Origin of the sequence: Xylanibacter ruminicola, from assembly GCF_900107775.1 — a bacterium.
GTDB lineage: Bacteria > Bacteroidota > Bacteroidia > Bacteroidales > Bacteroidaceae > Prevotella > Prevotella ruminicola_C.
This window is the reverse complement of sequence record NZ_FNRF01000002.1, coordinates 742,795-759,206: the sequence shown is the minus strand read 5'-3', so window position 1 is coordinate 759,206 and position 16,412 is coordinate 742,795. Positions and strand designations below refer to the sequence as shown.

The following is a 16,412-nucleotide window of genomic DNA, read 5'->3' as shown; positions in this document are numbered from 1 at the left end:
TTTGAGAGATTATGAAAATTAAAGCTGATTATGCAAATGCTCCAATGTGGAAGGATTTGACCGTGAAGTCGAGTCTTCCTGAAGAACTGAAGTGTTTGGACGAGATTGCCCACAACATGTGGTGGGTATGGAACTACGAGGCTCGCGACTTGTTCCGCGACCTGGACCCTGAGCTTTATCATGAGGTAAAACACAACCCAGTTATGCTGCTTGAGCGACTGAGTTTTGCCCGTAAAGAGCAAATTGTAAAGGATAAGGCGCTGATGAAGCGCATTAAGAGCGTTTACACCTTGTTCCGTAAGTATATCGATGTAGAACCCGACAAGAAGCGCCCATCGGTGGCTTACTTCTGTATGGAGTACGGTATCCACTCGGCCCTGAAGATCTACTCGGGCGGTCTGGGTATGCTGGCCGGCGACTACGTAAAAGAGGCTTCGGACTCGAACGTGGATATGTGTGCCGTTGGTTTCCTGTACCGTTTTGGTTACTTTACACAGAGTCTCTCGATGGAGGGACAGCAGGTGGCCAACTACGAGGCACAGAACTTTAGCAACCTGCCTATCGAGCGCCAGCTTGACAAGGATGGTAGCCCCATGGTGATTGATGTGCCTTACACCAACTACCAGGTTCACGCTTATGTTTGGCGTGTAAACGTGGGTCGTGTAAAGCTGTACCTGCTGGATACTGATAACGAGATGAACTCGGAGTTTGACAAGCCTATCACCCACAGCCTGTATGGTAGCGACTGGGAGAACCGCTTGAAGCAGGAGATTCTGCTGGGTATCGGTGGTATGCTGCTGCTGAAGAAGCTGGGCATTAAGAAGGATATCTACCACTGTAACGAGGGACATGCTGCCCTGTGTAACCTGCAGCGCCTGTGCGACTATATCGACGAGGGTATGACATTTAACCAGGCTCTGGAGCTGGTACGTGCCAGCGGTCTCTACACCGTTCACACACCAGTACCTGCTGGTCACGACTACTTCGACGAGGGTCTGTTTGGCAAGTACATGGGCGGTTACCCACAGAAGCTGGGTATCTCGTGGGACGAGTTCATCGGCATGGGTCGTATCAATCCTAACGACCACAGCGAGCGTTTCTGCATGAGTACATTTGCCTGCAACACCTGTCAGGAGGTTAACGGTGTATCAATGCTGCACGGCTGGGTAAGCCAGAAGATGTTTGCACCTATCTGGGCCGGCTACTATCCCGAGGAGAACCACGTGGGTTATGTTACCAACGGTGTTCACTTCCCCACATGGTGTGCTACCGAGTGGCGTAAGGTGTATGCCAAGTACTTTGATGCTAAGCACATGAGTGATCAGAGCAACGAGGAGATCTGGCACGGTATCTACAACTGTCCCGACGAGGAGGTTTGGGCTACACGTATGGCACTGAAGAACAAGTTGTTCGACTATATCAAGGAGCAGTTCCGCGAGAAGTGGCTGAAGAACCAGGGCGATCCTTCGCGTGTGGTTTCACTGCTCGAGGGTATGAATCCTAACGCACTGGTAATCGGTTTCTGCCGCCGCTTTGCTACTTACAAGCGTGCACACCTGCTGTTTACCAACCTGGAGCGCTTGAGCAAGATTGTGAACGATCCTGAGCACCCAGTAATCTTCCTGTTTGCCGGTAAGGCTCACCCAGCTGATGGTGCCGGTCAGGGCTTGATCCAGCGCATCTACGAGATTAGTCAGCGCGACGAGTTCTTAGGAAAAATCATCTTCCTGGAGGACTACGACTTCCTGCTGGCCCGCCGCTTGGTATCGGGTGTGGATATCTGGATGAACACACCTACACGTCCACTGGAGGCATCGGGTACATCGGGCGAAAAGGCCGAGATGAACGGTGTAGTAAACCTCTCAGTAAAAGACGGTTGGTGGCTTGAGGGCTATCGTGAGGGTGCCGGTTGGGCTCTTACCGAGAAGCGTACCTACCAGAACCAGGGCTACCAGGACAACCTGGATGCTGCTACCATCTACCACCTGCTGGAGAACGAGATTATCCCATTGTACTACGATAAGGATAAGAAGACTGGCCTGTCGAAGGGTTGGGTGAAGGTCATCAAGAACTCGATTGCTCAGATTGCTCCTCACTACACCATGAAGCGCCAGCTTGACGACTACTACGAGAAGTTCTACAACAAGCAGGCTAAGCGCTTTAAGGCTCTGAGCAAGGACAACAACAAGCTGGCTAAGGAGCTGGCTCAGTGGAAGGAGACCGTAGCTGAGCGCTGGGATGCTATCCACGTGGTTAGCGCCGAGTGGGATTATCCTGCTGCCGGTATCGAGACTGCACAGAAGTACACCATCCGCTACGTGATTGACGAGCAGGGACTGGAGGATGCTGTGGCACTCGAGAAGGTGAACGTACATATCAATAAGGAGGGCGAGGAGCGTATCTTCTCGATCGAGCCACTGAAGATGGTGGGCCACGAGGGTAACAACTATATCTTTGAGGCTACACTGGCTCCACAGCAGGCTGGACAGTTCAAGAGCGCCATCCGTATGTATCCTAAGCATAAGGAGCTGCCTCACCGTCAGGACTTCTGCTACATTAAGTGGCTGGAGCTGCCTGCACACACCGTGTAATTACATTGGTACAAGCATAAAAAAGAACCCGGGTTCAATCTCTGAACTCGGGTTTTTTATAATTCTGGATGATGTAGCGGCCTAAAACATTCTTGCTGTTACGCTGGCCGGTTTGGGTGATGCAATCGCTGATGCGGCGGTGCAGACTGTCGACCTGCTGCTGCAACTGCTGGCGATGGGCGGCGTTGGTACGGGTGGAGAGCTGGGCCAGACGGATGAGCTGGGTGCCAAGCTTCTGCACGGTATCGTTAAGCGTCTGCCACTGATTGTTGAGCACGGTACCCGACACGCGCGATGGGTGGGGGTGCTGGTTGAGCTCGATGGTAATCTCGCCAGGTTCGAGGAAGAAGCTGCAGCTGGTGAGCTGCTGGCGGTTGAGATAGGCACGGCAGAACAGCGTGGTATCGGTGGTGCCGGCAAACTTAAAGGTGCCGCCACTGATGATGGCCTGACCCAGAACCTTTTGTGGCGGGTCTTCGAATGCCAGCGTTACGGTGTCGCCATCCTTAAGCTGGGGCGCGCAACCCTTGATCTGATAAACATCTGACTGGCAGGCGCAAAATAGAAAAAGGAGGAAAAAGATAACTCCTTCCTCCTTCCTCCTTAGTTTTTTCTCGAAATGCATATTATACTATGTACAAATCGCTAATGCTCTTGTTGTCGATTACACGCTGGATGGCCTCGGCAAACATCTCGGCTACGCTGAGTTGCTTAACCTTTGCACAACGCTGGGTGTAAGGAATAGAGTCGGTGAATACAATCTCCTCGATGGCCGAAGCCTGTACGCGATCGCTGGCAGGACCACTCATCACGCAGTGGCTGGCGCAAGCGCGAACAGTAAGAGCACCGTTCTCCTTCATCAGGTCGGCTGCCTTGGTAATGGTACCGGCAGTATCAACCATATCGTCGATAATCACTACGTTCTTACCTGCTACATCACCGATAATCTGCATTGATGCTACCACGTTGGCGCGGGCACGGGTCTTGTTGCACAATACCAGTGGGCAGCCCAGGTACTTGGCGTAGGTGCTGGCACGCTTTGAACCACCAACATCGGGCGAAGCGATTACCAGCTCGTCGAGCTTAAGCGACTGCAGGTAGGGCAGAATAACGTTTGATGCATACAGATGATCGACAGGAACATCGAAGAAACCCTGAATCTGGTCGGCGTGCAGGTCCATGGTGATCACACGGTTAACACCAGCTGCGCTGAGCAGATCGGCCACCAGCTTGGCGCCGATGCTTACACGGGGCTTGTCCTTACGGTCCTGGCGGGCCCATCCGAAGTAGGGGATAACGGCATTGATGGTACGGGCCGAAGCGCGCTTGGCTGCATCGATCATCAGCAGCAACTCCATCAAATTGTCGGAACTGGGGAAGGTGCTTTGAACCAGGAAGATGTCGCGACCGCGGATACTTTCCTCGTACGAAACAGCAAACTCTCCATCTGAGAATTTGGTGATTTGTAACTTACCTAACGGGCAACCAAGACTTTGACAGATTCTTTCTGCCAGGTATCTCGTGGCTGTTCCTGAGAATACCAAAAAGGAGCTCTTATCACTCATTGTTAATACCTATTTATATTTTTATATTAGTACTTTAGCATGCTATTCAATCGTTTTGCGTAGTTTTTCGAAGTGGTTAAGTAAGGCCTTGTAGTCGATCTCGTTGTGGATGTTGAAGCGGTTCCATAGGTCGCCGCATATCACCATGCCACCAAAGCCTAAATCCTTAATCTCCTTCACGCGGTCGAGATTCATTCCTCCTAAGGCGTAAACCTTCTTGTCTATCAGGCCCTGCTTGGAGGCTGCGCGTAACTCGTCCATCGTAAACGACTGCTTCTCGTCGGCATTGGTCTGACTGTCGAAAATAGAGTGCAGGAAAACATAGTTCGACTTCTTTTTTGTTTCCTTGAGTTCGCTGATAGCGTGGCATGTGCGGCTGATGTTGCCCTTATAGCCAACGGGAGCCTCGGTGAACGCATCGTCGATATGTATGCCGCGCAGGCGATACTCCTCTTTTAAATAGAAGTGCCCGTGAACGGTTATGCGGTTGTGATAGTCGTCGCCAAGCAGAGTCAGTAAGCGCTCAGAATACATGGGCGAAGCACCTGGTTTGTACAGGTGCAGATTCTCCAATCCCTCCTCGAAGAGGTTCACAAGTATCTTGTCCTCTTCGACGAAGAATGTGGGTTTCGTCATTACAATAAGCTTCATTTTTGCCATCTGTTCTCTTTCTAAGTGCAAAATTACACAGATTTTTCGATATTATCACCACTTTCGGCAAAAAAAAAGTCATTAGGGTGCATTTTTCAGAAAGTTTTAGTAATTTTGCATCCTGAAAAGAGCAAAAGGAGGAGTTTTAGATAGTAAAATAGTAAAATTGTAAAATAGTAAAATTAAAGAAAGATGAAAGCATTTGTTTTTCCCGGACAGGGAGCACAGTTTGTAGGAATGGGTAAGGATCTGTATGATACCAACCCCCTGGCAAAGGAACTTTTTGAGAAGGCTAACGAGATTCTTGGCTACCGTATTACCGATATCATGTTTGCTGGTACCGACGAGGAGCTGAAGCAGACTAAGGTTACACAGCCAGCCGTTTTCCTTCACAGCGTTATCTCGGCACTCTGCATGGGCGACGCTTTCGATCCTAAGATGGCTGCTGGTCACTCACTGGGTGAGTTCTCGGCTCTTACAGCTGCTGGTGCCCTGAGTTTTGAGGATGGCTTGAAGCTGGTTTACGCTCGTGCTATGGCTATGCAGAAGGCTTGCGAGGCTCAGCCCTCAACCATGGCTGCTATCATTGCTCTGCCCGATGAGACTGTAGAGCAGGTTTGCGCCGAGGTTAGCAAGCTGGGTAAGGGTGTAGTAGTGCCCGCTAACTATAACTGCCCCGGACAGCTGGTTATCAGCGGTAACGTTGAGGCTATCGAGGAGGCTTGCGAGCGCCTGAAGGCTGCTGGTGCTAAGCGTGCACTGGTGCTGAAGGTGGGCGGTGCTTTCCACTCGCCACTGATGCAGCCTGCTAAAGATGAGCTGCAGGCAGCTATCGAGGCTACTGAGATTAAGACTCCTAAGTGCCCCGTTTACCAGAACGTAGATGCTAAGCCTCATACCGATCCCGCTGAGATCAAGGCTAACCTGATTGCTCAGCTCACAAGCTCGGTTCGCTGGACTCAGAGCGTACAGAACATGATTGCCGATGGTGCCGACGACTTTACAGAGTGCGGTCCTGGTAAGGCCCTGCAGGGTATGATCGTTAAGATCAATAAAGAGGTTGCAGCCCATGGCATCGAATAAGATGATTATCTACCAGGTTTTCACCCGTTTGTACGGCAATAAGAATGTGACGCGCCATGAGGACGGAACATTGGCCGAGAACGGTTGCGGAAAACTGAACGACTTCACGCCCAAATCCTTGAAAGCTATCAAGGAGATGGGCGTGAGCCATATTTGGTACACAGGTGTGATCCGACATGCATCGCAAACGGATTACACCCAGTACGGCATTCCCAAACAGCACGCTGCGGTGGTGAAGGGTAAGGCTGGTTCGCCTTACGCCATTACCGACTACTATGATATCGACCCTGATCTGGCCGAGAACGTAGAGCAGCGCATGCAGGAGTTTGAGGCGCTGGTGGAGCGTACGCACAAGGCCGGACTGAAGGTGATTATCGACTTTGTGCCCAACCACGTGGCACGCCAGTATCACTCAATCTGCAAGCCACAAGGGGTGAAGGACCTGGGCGAGGAGGATAACCCACAGAACGGATTCGACCCGCAGAACAACTTTTACTATTGTCCCGGACAGCGTTTCCATCCTTACTTCGACCTGTATCATGGCGAGGCCGAGGAGTATGACGAGGAGCCTGCCAAGGCCACAGGTAACGACTGTTTCCACAATGCACCAGGCATGAACGACTGGTACGAGACGGTGAAGCTGAACTACGGCGTGGATTACTATGCCGGCGGCGTGGGCCACTTTAATCCTATCCCCAACACATGGGATAAGATGACTGAGATACTGCTGTATTGGGCGGCTAAGGGCGTTGACGGTTTCCGTTGCGACATGGCCGAGATGGTGCCTGCTGCCTTCTGGCATTGGGCCACGGATAAGGTGAAGTACCGTTATCCTGAGTGCGTGTTTATCGGCGAGGTGTATAACCCCGGCGAGTATCGCAACTACCTGGGGGCCGGTTTCGACTACCTGTATGATAAGGTGGGCATGTACGATACGGTGCGCAGCGTGATTTGCAACCAGCAGAGTGCCCATGCGATTACAGGCGCCTGGCAGCAGACGGATGATATCAAGCAGCACATGCTGTACTTCCTGGAGAATCACGACGAGCAGCGCGTGGCCAGCGACTTCTTTGCCGGCGACGGGCGCAAGGGTATTCCAGGCTTAGTGGTGTCGGCCCTGCTGCAGCAGAACCCGCTGATGATTTACTTCGGACAGGAGTATGGTGAGCGTGGTATGGACAAGGAGGGCTTTAGCGGCTGCGACGGACGAACCACCATTTTTGATTATTGGAGCGTTGACACCATGGTGCGTGCGGCTAACCGCAAATACACCATCCGCGAAAAGTATATCTACGATATGTATTGCAAGGTGATGACGCTGGCACAAAAGGAGAAGGCTATCACACAGGGTGAGATGTTCGACCTGATGTATGCCAACGGCCATCTGCAGCGTCAGTATGCGTTTATACGCAAGCACGGCACCGAGGCCATCCTGGTGGTTGCCAACTTTGCCGACCAGGCTACTACGGTAAGCGTCAATATTCCCGCCCATGCCTTCGATTACTTGGGCTTGAGCGAGAAAAACGCGCAGGTAACCGACTTGCTGACCGACACGAAATCGCGCCTCCATTTTAAGCGCGACGAAGCGGTACAGGTAGAAGTTCCCGAAAATGGTGCCGCCATCCTAAAATTCCGCGTGTAGGAAATATAAGGCACGGATTTCGCGGATTAACACGGATTTAATAAATTAAAAACACGGCTTTGGTTATTTCAACTTTAGCCGTGTTCTTTTTATTATAAATCCGTGTCTTTTTTATAAAAAAAGCCGTGTAATCCGTGCCTAAAAAATCTGTGCCTAAAAATTAGATTTCACTGATGCTGCCGACACCGGAGCGGTGGGTATCCTTCTTCTTGGGATGACCGCCGTACTCTAACGATCCTACACCCGACACGCGGCCTTCGATGCTTTCGGAAGCATAACACTTGATGCTGCCCACACCTGATACGCTGGCTGTTACGTTCAGTGCCTTTAGGTTGCCAGCCTCGATACTGCCAACACCGCTATTGCGCAACTCAACATCATCGGCAATACCGCTGACTGCAATCTCACCAACACCACTATTGGTAATCTCTAATTTATCGGTATCCAGACTGTCCATCTTAATGTTAGAGGCACCACTATTGGTTACCTTGGTAAGGTCGGCAGTATAAACCTTGATTCTTACCTCTTGTGTATTCAGATTGAGATTTTTCTGTGTGAACTTAATGTTCAGTGCGTCGTTGGCACTTTCGAACTTGTAGTATTCAATATAATTGTCGGGAGCAGTGAGCTCGATGGTGCCGCTCTTTTTCACGTTCTGCACGATCTCTACGTGGCCCACGCAACTCATGTTTACTTCCTCGAAAGTATCAACCTTATAGGTCTTGGTTACGATGTTGTCGCTGGGAGTTACCTTGTTGATACCCAAATCTAACTTACACGATGTGAGCGCCAAAACGCTGACCATCAAAAACAATACCTTTTTCATATACATTTATTATTTTAATTGGTTTATTTTTATTGGTTTGACGCACAAAGGTAGGAAAAAGTTGCAAGAAACTTGTTTTTTTTAGTTAAAATTCGTATTTTTGCGCCAAAATTTTAAAGATATGGCCGATTTTGTATTGAACGAGCACAACAAAGAGGAGTTTCCACCTGCGCATACAGCCGAGCATCTGCTGAACCAGACGATGATCAGGATGTTTGACTGCGGACGATCGTATAATGCCCATGTGGAGCGCAAGAAGAGTAAGATGAGTTTCCACCTGGCCCAGAAACCGTCGCGCGCCGAGGAGCGTGAGATTGAGGAGCGCATGAACGACCTGATAGCGCAGGACCTGCCTGTGACGTTTGAGTTTGTGACCCGCGACACGATACCTGATGATGTGACGCTTGACCGGTTGCCCGACGACGCATCGGAGACCATCCGCCTGGTGCGCATTGGCGATTACGACGTGTGCCCCTGCATTGGTAAGCACGTAAGAAGCACCAGTCAGATAGGGCGCTTTGAGCTGCTGGGCACCAACTGGGACGAACAGGAACGATCGTTCCGTGTAAGGTTTAAAATCGTGCAATAAAAAAATCCCGCTCAAACAGGCGGGATTCTTTATGTTGTTACTTCTGTTGATCCTGAGGAATCTGAATTTTTGAGAACACGGGGTTGTGGTCGGAATAACTCAACTCGCGCTTGTAATACGACAAGCCTAAGAAGGTTTTATCGTGGAAAATATAGTCGATGCGCACTTTCTTGTTTCCACCACGGAAGGTGTACATAAAGCCGCTGCCGCACTCCTTGAAGCCATCGACCTTATCGCCCAGCATGGTGTTGTAGACGTAAGAGTAGGGCACATCGTTGAAGTCGCCGCATACAATGATGGGGCGCTCGCAATCGCGCATGTCCATCGCCAGCACGTTGGCCTGGCCCGAGCGGGCTATCATACCTAAGGTGTAGTTGCCATAGAAGGCACGCATCAGGGCGTTACCCTCGATATCCATACCCTGATTCATCAGCTTGCCAGCCTTGTGCAGGGTGCTGTTGATACCGGTGGTTTCCAAGTGGGCGTTATACACGCGGATAATGGTGCCCTTGTAGTTGATCTCGGCCCACATGGCGCTGTTGTTGGTCATCTCGAAGTTCATGTTCTTCGACTTGACGATGGGGTAGCGGCTATAGATCATCATATCGCTCTCGCCCTGGGCCATATAGGGGAAGTACTCCTTGTACGAGTCGCTGTTCTTCTTGTCGCCGCTCTGGTCGTTATACTCCTGGAAACAGGCCACATCAACCTTCTGCTTCTTCATCTCGCTCAGAATATCCTGGGCAATAAAGCCTGAGGTTTCGCGACCGAACATGGCCACGTTGTAGGTTGCAATCTTGATGCCGGGCTTGATGTCGGCATGCTCATCGAGCGAACCAAACTGATAGATGGTGCCTGAGTAGGGGATGCAGCACATGATGGCAATGAGCGGAATGAAAGCCCAGTGGAAACGGCGCATAATAACCCAGTAAAGAAACAGTACCACATTGGCTGCTATCAGCAAGGGCAGGGCATAAACCAGCATGGCGCGGGCTGTATTACCTGCAGGCTGAACATCACCACCGTAGAGACCTACAAGGGTGAATATCATGACAAGTACGGTGAGAATAAGAATGGAGAATGAAAAGTACTTCTGTACAGCAAGTTTTCCCATAATGTGTGAGTATAAAAAAATATGTGTAGTTATGCTTAGTCGAGGTATTTGCCAACCATCTCGATCAGGTTCTCAACCTTGAATGGCTTGGCCATGAACTCGTCGCAGCCAGCATCCTTTGCATCGCGGATATTCTCCTCGAAGGCATAGGCGCTCAGGGCGATAACGGGAGTGTCGGTATCTATCTCCTTAATGATGCGGGTGGCATCAAGACCGTTCATCTCGGGCATACGAATGTCCATCAGTATCAGATCGGGGTGCTCTTCCTCGTTCATGGTTACAGCCTCGATACCGTTATGGGCGCGAATAAGGCGGTAACGCTTGTGGAGCACAATTTTTACCAGTTCGTAGTTGCTATCCTCGTCCTCGGCTACTAGGATGGTCTTCTTGTTCTTATCGTCGGGGCGGCCGCTTACACGGATGGTACGGACGTTCGAGGTGGTGGTGTTGCGGGCTGGTGCTACGCCGCCAATGGTACCCTCGAAGGGCAGCACAAAATGGAACAGCGAACCCTCGCCAAGCTTTGATTCTACATAGATCTTACCGCCCAGCTTCTCTACGATAATCTTGCAGAGCGCCAAACCAAGGCCGTAGCCGTTGTTGCTAGTCTCGGCATCGCGAGAAACGTAAGTAGTAAAGATGTGCTGAAGGTCTTCGGGGGCAATACCTGTACCGGTATCCTGGACAAAGAATTCGATGTTTGAGCCTTCGTCGAGCATGCGGTAACCATAGGTGATGCTGCCAGCCGAAGTATGTTTCAAGGCGTTGCTGATGAGGTTTGAGAATACCTGTGTGATACGGTTAGCGTCGGTATTGAAGGTAACGGCCATATTGGGCTTCTTCCAACTGAGCTTTACCGTCTCGGGGCAACGGAACTTAAACAGATTCTTGATGCTGTCGCAGAGCTGGTTGAGGTCGGTGCTCGACTTCTTCATCACGATTTCGCCCGACTCTACACGCGAGAGGTCGAGGATCTCGTTTACCAGACTCATCAAACGGTTGTTGTTGCTTTCAATGATTTCGAAGAACTTCATGCGGTCTTCCTGAGAATCAGTCTCGACCAATACGCGAGAGAAACCCTCGATGGCATTCAAGGGGGTGCGGATTTCGTGGCTCATATTAGCCAAGAAAAGCGACTTCATCTTGCTCGCTTTTTCTGCTTTTTGGGCCTTCTCCTCATATTCCTTCAGTTTCTGCGTTGCGATGGCCAACTGTTCTTGCGCAAGGGATAATTTGCGGTTAGCCTCCGCGTATTTCTGAAGCATTACTTCCTTCTCGCTATATTCCATTTGTCGTCAAAAATCACTATTTGGCTACAAAGGTAATGCTTTTTTTGTAAACACAAAAGAAAAATGAAAGAAAATTAGCAAAATTTTCAACTTCTCTTAGCTTTTTCCCATGCGCCACTGTGATTATGGCTGCGCAGATAGGCCATTCCGCGAAAAACATTGAGGTTCATAAACACAAAATAGTAGGCGGTGTAAAGCAGCTTGTTCTTAACGCCGTGGCGGGCCAAAAGCCAGCCTGCAAAGGCGCCCAGATAGAACAGAATCTGCGCTGCTAACATCAAATCGTAGAATAAACCTGCGCGCATTACTGAAAGTAATACGCTGATACCCAGTAAAATAACCATGGCGATTGGAGTAACGCTCCAACGCAGCACGCGATGACTGATGTACTGGAAGCTTACCAGCGGGTACTTGATGGGGTTGAGCAGACTGCGCAACCACCAGATGCTTTGAAGTCCGCCGGCAGCGATGCGGCGCTTGCGCTTGCTCTCTTCAAAAATGTTGGCAGAGCCGTACTCCTGAGCGTAGGCGTCGGCAGTGTAGGCGATGCGCTTGCCGTCGCGTACCACGTACATCGACATCATGAAATCGTCTAACAGTGCATTGTCGGGAACCTCGCGGATGAGTGTGGGATCCATGGCGTAAAGCTCGCCGGCGGCACCCATGGCCGAGAAGAGCTCGCTGTCCCAGCGTTTCAAAGTGCTCTCGTAACGCCAGTAGAGTCCTTCGCCCTCGGCAGCCATCTGATCCTCCTTGCGGGCGGCCACGCGTTTCTCGCCCGATACGCAGCCCACGGTGGGGTCGGTAAACAGGCGGGCAATCTCCTTCATGGCGCCTGGGTTGATCATGGTGTTGGCATCGGTAAAGGCCACATAGCGGGTCTTGAGTTCCTGTAAGCCGTGCTTAAGGGCTGCCGACTTACCGCGGCGCTCGGGACTGAACACGATATCAACCTCGGGGTAGGCCTTGAGCAACTCGTTGGTGCGGTCGGTGCTACCATCGGTTACCCACATGATGTGGAATTTTTCGCGGGGGTAATCGATAGCCAGCGTGTTGGCCATCTTCTCGGCCACCACGTCTTCTTCGTTATAAGCACAAATAAGCAGGGTGATGGTGGGCAGCTGTTCATCGGCAGGCACAACGGCCTTGCGGGGAGCGCCCGCAAAAAGCCGTTTTAGCCTGAGGATGATGTATAGTAGAATTCCATAACCTAAATAGGTGTAGAATACTATGAGCAACATGGCCCAGAATAGGATTTTTAGTGTGAGCATAGATTTTTCGATATAAGAGTTTCATTACTTTGTTTCGATTTCTTCCTTCATGTCTATGAATTGCTTGTCGGCATCATAGAACTCGTACTGAAGGAACGCCAGCTTCTGCGAGGGGATGACCCGTACGCCCAGTCCGTACTTCATTTGCCACTTCATCTTGAGGCTGAACAGGCCTTGGTTAATGTAGGCGGCAACGTAGGGATGAACGTGCAGATAGAACTTGCGCATACCTATCTTATTTACTAGGGTGTCAATCTTACTCTCGAGGGTATCAGTGAACAGGATGCTCGACTTGATAGTGCCTTTACCGAAACAAGTGGGGCAGGTTTCCTCAACGTTCACATTCATAGCTGGGCGAACGCGTTGACGGGTAATCTGCATCAGTCCGAACTTAGAAAGTGGCAGGATATTGTGCTTGGCTCTGTCCTTCTGCATGTTCTTACACATGCGCTCGTAGAGCAGCTGGCGGTCCTCGGGTAACTTCATGTCGATAAAGTCGACGATGATGATACCGCCCATATCACGGAGTCTGAGCTGGCGGGCCAGCTCGTCGGCTGCTCCAAGGTTGGTCTCGAGGGCGTTGGCCTCCTGGTTGTTCTCTTTCTTGATTCGCGTACCGCTGTTAACATCCACTACATGCATGGCCTCTGTGTGTTCGATAATCAGATAAGCACCATGTTTGTAGTTTACCGTTTTTCCAAAGCCCGACTTGAGTTGCTTGGTTACATCGAAATTGTCGAAAATGGGTACCGTGCCGTTATAGAGCTTCACGATATCCTTCTTTTCGGGTGCGATGAGTCCCAGATAGTTCTTGATTTCGTCGTAGATGCCGCTGTCGTTTACATGGATGCCGTCGTAAGTGGGATTGAAGAGATCGCGCAACAGTGCTACGGCCCTGCTTTCCTCCTCGAAGCAGAGTTGTGGTCGCTCTGTGGTCTTCTGTACTTTGCTAATCACGTCTTCCCAACGCTTCAACAGTATCTTCAGCTCGGCATCAAGTTCAGCTGCGCGCTTTCCCTCGGCTACTGTACGTACAATAACACCGAAATTCTTTGGCTTGATGCTCTGAATAAGCTGTTTCAGTCGGCTACGTTCTTCGCCCTTCTTGATTTTGGTCGAAACAGAAACACCTTCCTCGAAAGGAATCAGTACCAGATAACGGCCAGCAAAACTCAACTCGCAGGTGAGTCGTGGACCCTTGGTATTTATAGGTTCCTTTACAATTTGTACCAGTATTTCCTGACCAACTTTCAAGGTGTTGGCAATGCTGCCATCCTTTTTGAGTTCTGGCTGGATGTGGGCTTTCTGGATAGGGTAGAGCTTCTTGCGGTCGCTCACTACCTGTTTCAGATATTTCTCGTAAGAGTTAAATTGAGTTCCCAGATCAAGATAATGCAGGAATGCAACACGTTCGGCTCCGACATCAACGAAACAAGCGTTAAGTCCTGGCATCAGCTTCTTTACCTTTGCCACATAAATGTTGCCCACCGAGAACGAGGCTGTGCGCTGCTCCTGCTGGTACTCTACCAGCTGCTTATCCTCGAGCAGGGCAATGCTTATGTCCTTTGGCTGCACATCAATGATAACTTCACTTGTCATTGTCTTTCTCCTTAAATGTTTTCTGTTTTTTTTCTTGAGGGAATGTCTCGTTAGCACTAAAAAGGGTGTGCCGCTATCCATTATAGATTAGCAAGACACACTCCTTTCATTTCTTTACTATTGGTCACAGAGGATCAAGATTTACTTGCTCTTATGACGATTCTTGCGCAGGCGCTTCTTACGCTTGTGAGTAGCCATCTTGTGGCCCTTCTTTTTCTTTCCGTTTGGCATAATACTAAATAATTTATAATGTTAATTACTTCATTTTTTCAATAAAGCTCTTCGAAGGCTTGAAGGCTGGATAGTCGTGAGCCTCGATTACCAAGGTGGTATTCTTAGAGATGTTGCGGGCGGTCTTCTGAGCACGGCGCTTTACTACGAAAGTACCGAAGCCACGCAGGTATACATTCTCCTTCTCGTCAGCGAGACTCTCGCGGATGCACTCCATGAATGCCTCTACTGAGATGGCTACATCTTTCTTAGCCAGGCCGGTCTCTTCAGCAATTCTGTTGATGATTTCTGCCTTTGTCATTTCTTATCTGTTTCTTTTCTCTTTATATATTAATAATGTGTAAACTCGAAATGCTTCGATTTCGGACTGCAAAGTTACTAATTTTCAGCCGATTACGAAAATATTTCTCGTTTTTTTTTCAAAAAATCACAAAAATCACCGCTTTTTGGCCGTTTTTTTGTATCTTTGCACCACAAAATGAAGGAAAAATAACATGAAGCAGACAAAAATTGTAGCTAGCATTAGTGACAGAAGATGTGATCAGGATTTCATCCGCAGTCTCTTCGAGGCAGGCATGAATGTAGTGAGAATGAACACGGCACATGCCGATGAGCAGGGTATTAAAAACATTATTAATAATGTGCGTAGCGTGAGCCACCACATTGGTATCCTTATCGATACCAAGGGTCCGGAGGTGCGTACCACCGGATGCCCCGAACCCATCGCCTATAAGACAGGTGATGTGGTGAAGATTTTCGGTCGACCCGAAATGGATACCACGCACGATATCATTAACCTGTCGTATGCCGACTTTGCTGCCGACGTACACGAGGGTTGTCATATCCTGTTCGACGACGGTGCACTCGACATGAAGGTGATCGGTATCAACGGTCCCGCTGTGATCGCTCAGGTGCAGAACGACGGTGTGCTGGGTTCGCATAAGAGTGTGAATGTGCCCGGTGTTCACATCGCACTGCCTACGCTGACCGAGAAGGACCGCAAGAACATTAAACTGGCTATCGACCAGGACATCGACTTTATTGCTCACAGCTTTGTGCGCTCGGCTGCCGACGTGCGTGCCGTGCAGGCTATCCTGGATGCCTACAACAGCGACATCAAGATTATCTCGAAGATCGAGAACCAGGAGGGTGTGGACAATATCGACGAGATTATCGAGGCTTCGTACGGTATCATGATTGCCCGTGGCGACCTGGGTATCGAGGTGCCCATCGAGCGTATTCCTGGTATCCAGCGACAGATTATCCGCAAGTGCGTACGCGCTAAGAAGCCTGTAATTGTTGCTACACAGATGCTGCACACCATGATTAATAACCCACGCCCCACACGCGCCGAGGTTACTGATATTGCTAATGCTATCTACTATCGCACCGACGCACTGATGCTCTCGGGCGAGACTGCCAGCGGAAAATATCCTGTAGAGGCCGTTCGCACCATGGCCGCTATCGCCGAACAGGCCGAGAAGGACAAGATGCGCGAGAACGACATCGAGGTGCCCCTGTCGCCAACTTGCGACATCCGCGAGTTTATGGCGCACTCTGCTATCGAGGCTACAGAAAAGCTGGGTGTGAAGGGTATTATCACCGACGCCAGCTCGGGCGACACTGCCCGTAACCTGGCTGCCTTCCGTGGTCCTAACCCTGTGCTGGCTATCTGCTACAACGATAAACTGCAGCGTCTGCTGAATCTTTCATACGGTGTAATCCCTGTATATCAGAAGGAACATATCGACAACGAGGTGCTGTTCCATGCGGCTGTACGCATGCTGCGCCAGAAGGGTTACGTACAGGATGCTGATAAGATTGCCTACCTGAGCGGAAATGTTGGCGAAGGTGGCGGTACCAAGTTCCTGGAGATTAACACCGTGAAGGAGGTGATGACCAACCAGTATAAGTTCCACCTGCCACACTCAAATAAGTAGACTTTACTTTATAAACTAACA

Annotated in this window: 13 protein-coding genes and 1 pseudogene; 5 read left to right on the top strand and 9 right to left on the bottom strand. The window is 50.2% G+C overall.

From position 1 onward, the window contains the following. The first annotated feature begins 11 nt into the window (after positions 1-11). On the top strand, positions 12-2,591 hold the full coding sequence (glgP, locus tag BLU97_RS07370) for an alpha-glucan family phosphorylase (protein ID WP_074760894.1): 2,580 nt from the start codon (positions 12-14) through the stop codon (positions 2,589-2,591). 34 nt (positions 2,592-2,625) lie between these two features. Here glgP and BLU97_RS07365 read toward each other — a convergent pair whose 3' ends face one another. The 3 genes from BLU97_RS07365 to BLU97_RS07355 are packed head-to-tail and all read right to left on the bottom strand — an operon-like array spanning position 2,626 to position 4,807. Then, positions 2,626-3,216 carry a DUF4369 domain-containing protein gene (locus tag BLU97_RS07365; RefSeq protein ID WP_074760893.1) on the bottom strand — a complete coding sequence of 197 codons (591 nt, stop codon included), beginning with the start codon at positions 3,214-3,216 and terminating at the stop codon, positions 2,626-2,628. 1 nt (position 3,217) lies between these two features. Beyond that, positions 3,218-4,156, bottom strand: coding sequence for a ribose-phosphate pyrophosphokinase (locus tag BLU97_RS07360; protein ID WP_074760892.1), 939 nt, complete (start codon positions 4,154-4,156; stop codon positions 3,218-3,220). 42 nt (positions 4,157-4,198) lie between these two features. After that, entirely contained in the window at positions 4,199-4,807 is a 609-nt protein-coding gene (locus BLU97_RS07355) for a thiamine phosphate synthase (RefSeq protein WP_074760891.1), read from the bottom strand. A 192-nt stretch (positions 4,808-4,999) separates the two neighbouring features. On the opposite strand from BLU97_RS07355, the gene fabD reads away from it, so the two are divergent. After that, entirely contained in the window at positions 5,000-5,890 is an 891-nt protein-coding gene (gene fabD / locus BLU97_RS07350) for an ACP S-malonyltransferase (RefSeq protein ID WP_074760890.1), read from the top strand. Beyond that, positions 5,877-7,532 (top strand): alpha-amylase family glycosyl hydrolase, encoded by a 1,656-nt coding sequence (locus BLU97_RS07345; RefSeq protein WP_074760889.1) that lies wholly within the window; start codon positions 5,877-5,879, stop codon positions 7,530-7,532. Before fabD ends, BLU97_RS07345 begins: the two co-directional genes overlap by 14 nt. 160 nt (positions 7,533-7,692) lie before the next feature. On the opposite strand, the gene BLU97_RS07340 is transcribed toward BLU97_RS07345, so the two are convergent. Beyond that, positions 7,693-8,358 (bottom strand): GIN domain-containing protein, encoded by a 666-nt coding sequence (locus BLU97_RS07340; protein ID WP_175456325.1) that lies wholly within the window; start codon positions 8,356-8,358, stop codon positions 7,693-7,695. Between the two features lie 127 nt (positions 8,359-8,485). On the opposite strand from BLU97_RS07340, the pseudogene BLU97_RS07335 reads away from it, so the two are divergent. After that, positions 8,486-8,947, top strand: a pseudogene (locus BLU97_RS07335) (hypothetical protein); the annotation flags it as partial. A 37-nt stretch (positions 8,948-8,984) separates the two neighbouring features. On the opposite strand, the gene BLU97_RS07330 reads toward BLU97_RS07335, so the two are convergent. From BLU97_RS07330 to BLU97_RS07310, 5 genes are all read right to left on the bottom strand, one after another. Beyond that, positions 8,985-10,061: an endonuclease/exonuclease/phosphatase family protein gene (locus tag BLU97_RS07330; RefSeq protein WP_081352905.1), complete on the bottom strand. Its 1,077-nt coding sequence runs from the start codon at positions 10,059-10,061 to the stop codon at positions 8,985-8,987. 35 nt (positions 10,062-10,096) lie between these two features. Beyond that, entirely contained in the window at positions 10,097-11,350 is a 1,254-nt protein-coding gene (locus tag BLU97_RS07325) for a hybrid sensor histidine kinase/response regulator (protein ID WP_074760886.1), read from the bottom strand. Positions 11,351-11,436: 86 nt separating this feature from the next. Then, positions 11,437-12,621 (bottom strand): glycosyltransferase family 2 protein, encoded by a 1,185-nt coding sequence (locus BLU97_RS07320; RefSeq protein WP_074760885.1) that lies wholly within the window; start codon positions 12,619-12,621, stop codon positions 11,437-11,439. Between the two features lie 24 nt (positions 12,622-12,645). Further along, on the bottom strand, positions 12,646-14,220 hold the full coding sequence (locus BLU97_RS07315; protein WP_074760884.1) for a ribonuclease E/G: 1,575 nt from the start codon (positions 14,218-14,220) through the stop codon (positions 12,646-12,648). 256 nt (positions 14,221-14,476) lie between these two features. Then, on the bottom strand, positions 14,477-14,752 hold the full coding sequence (locus BLU97_RS07310) for an HU family DNA-binding protein (RefSeq protein ID WP_028907795.1): 276 nt from the start codon (positions 14,750-14,752) through the stop codon (positions 14,477-14,479). A 193-nt stretch (positions 14,753-14,945) separates the two neighbouring features. On the opposite strand from BLU97_RS07310, the gene pyk reads away from it, so the two are divergent. After that, positions 14,946-16,391, top strand: a complete 1,446-nt coding sequence (gene pyk, locus BLU97_RS07305) for a pyruvate kinase (protein ID WP_074760883.1) — start codon at positions 14,946-14,948, stop codon at positions 16,389-16,391. The last annotated feature ends 21 nt before the right edge of the window (positions 16,392-16,412 follow it).

Coding starts and splice junctions, on each gene's coding strand:
- BLU97_RS07320 (WP_074760885.1), bottom strand. CDS start 12,621: ATGCTCACACTAAAAATCCTATTCTGGGCCATGTTGCTCATAGTATTC.
- BLU97_RS07360 (WP_074760892.1), bottom strand. CDS start 4,156: ATGAGTGATAAGAGCTCCTTTTTGGTATTCTCAGGAACAGCCACGAGA.
- fabD (WP_074760890.1), top strand. CDS start 5,000: ATGAAAGCATTTGTTTTTCCCGGACAGGGAGCACAGTTTGTAGGAATG.
- BLU97_RS07310 (WP_028907795.1), bottom strand. CDS start 14,752: ATGACAAAGGCAGAAATCATCAACAGAATTGCTGAAGAGACCGGCCTG.
- BLU97_RS07365 (WP_074760893.1), bottom strand. CDS start 3,216: ATGCATTTCGAGAAAAAACTAAGGAGGAAGGAGGAAGGAGTTATCTTT.
- BLU97_RS07330 (WP_081352905.1), bottom strand. CDS start 10,061: ATGGGAAAACTTGCTGTACAGAAGTACTTTTCATTCTCCATTCTTATT.
- BLU97_RS07355 (WP_074760891.1), bottom strand. CDS start 4,807: ATGAAGCTTATTGTAATGACGAAACCCACATTCTTCGTCGAAGAGGAC.
- BLU97_RS07340 (WP_175456325.1), bottom strand. CDS start 8,358: ATGAAAAAGGTATTGTTTTTGATGGTCAGCGTTTTGGCGCTCACATCG.
- BLU97_RS07325 (WP_074760886.1), bottom strand. CDS start 11,350: ATGGAATATAGCGAGAAGGAAGTAATGCTTCAGAAATACGCGGAGGCT.
- pyk (WP_074760883.1), top strand. CDS start 14,946: ATGAAGCAGACAAAAATTGTAGCTAGCATTAGTGACAGAAGATGTGAT.
- glgP (WP_074760894.1), top strand. CDS start 12: ATGAAAATTAAAGCTGATTATGCAAATGCTCCAATGTGGAAGGATTTG.
- BLU97_RS07345 (WP_074760889.1), top strand. CDS start 5,877: ATGGCATCGAATAAGATGATTATCTACCAGGTTTTCACCCGTTTGTAC.
- BLU97_RS07315 (WP_074760884.1), bottom strand. CDS start 14,220: ATGACAAGTGAAGTTATCATTGATGTGCAGCCAAAGGACATAAGCATT.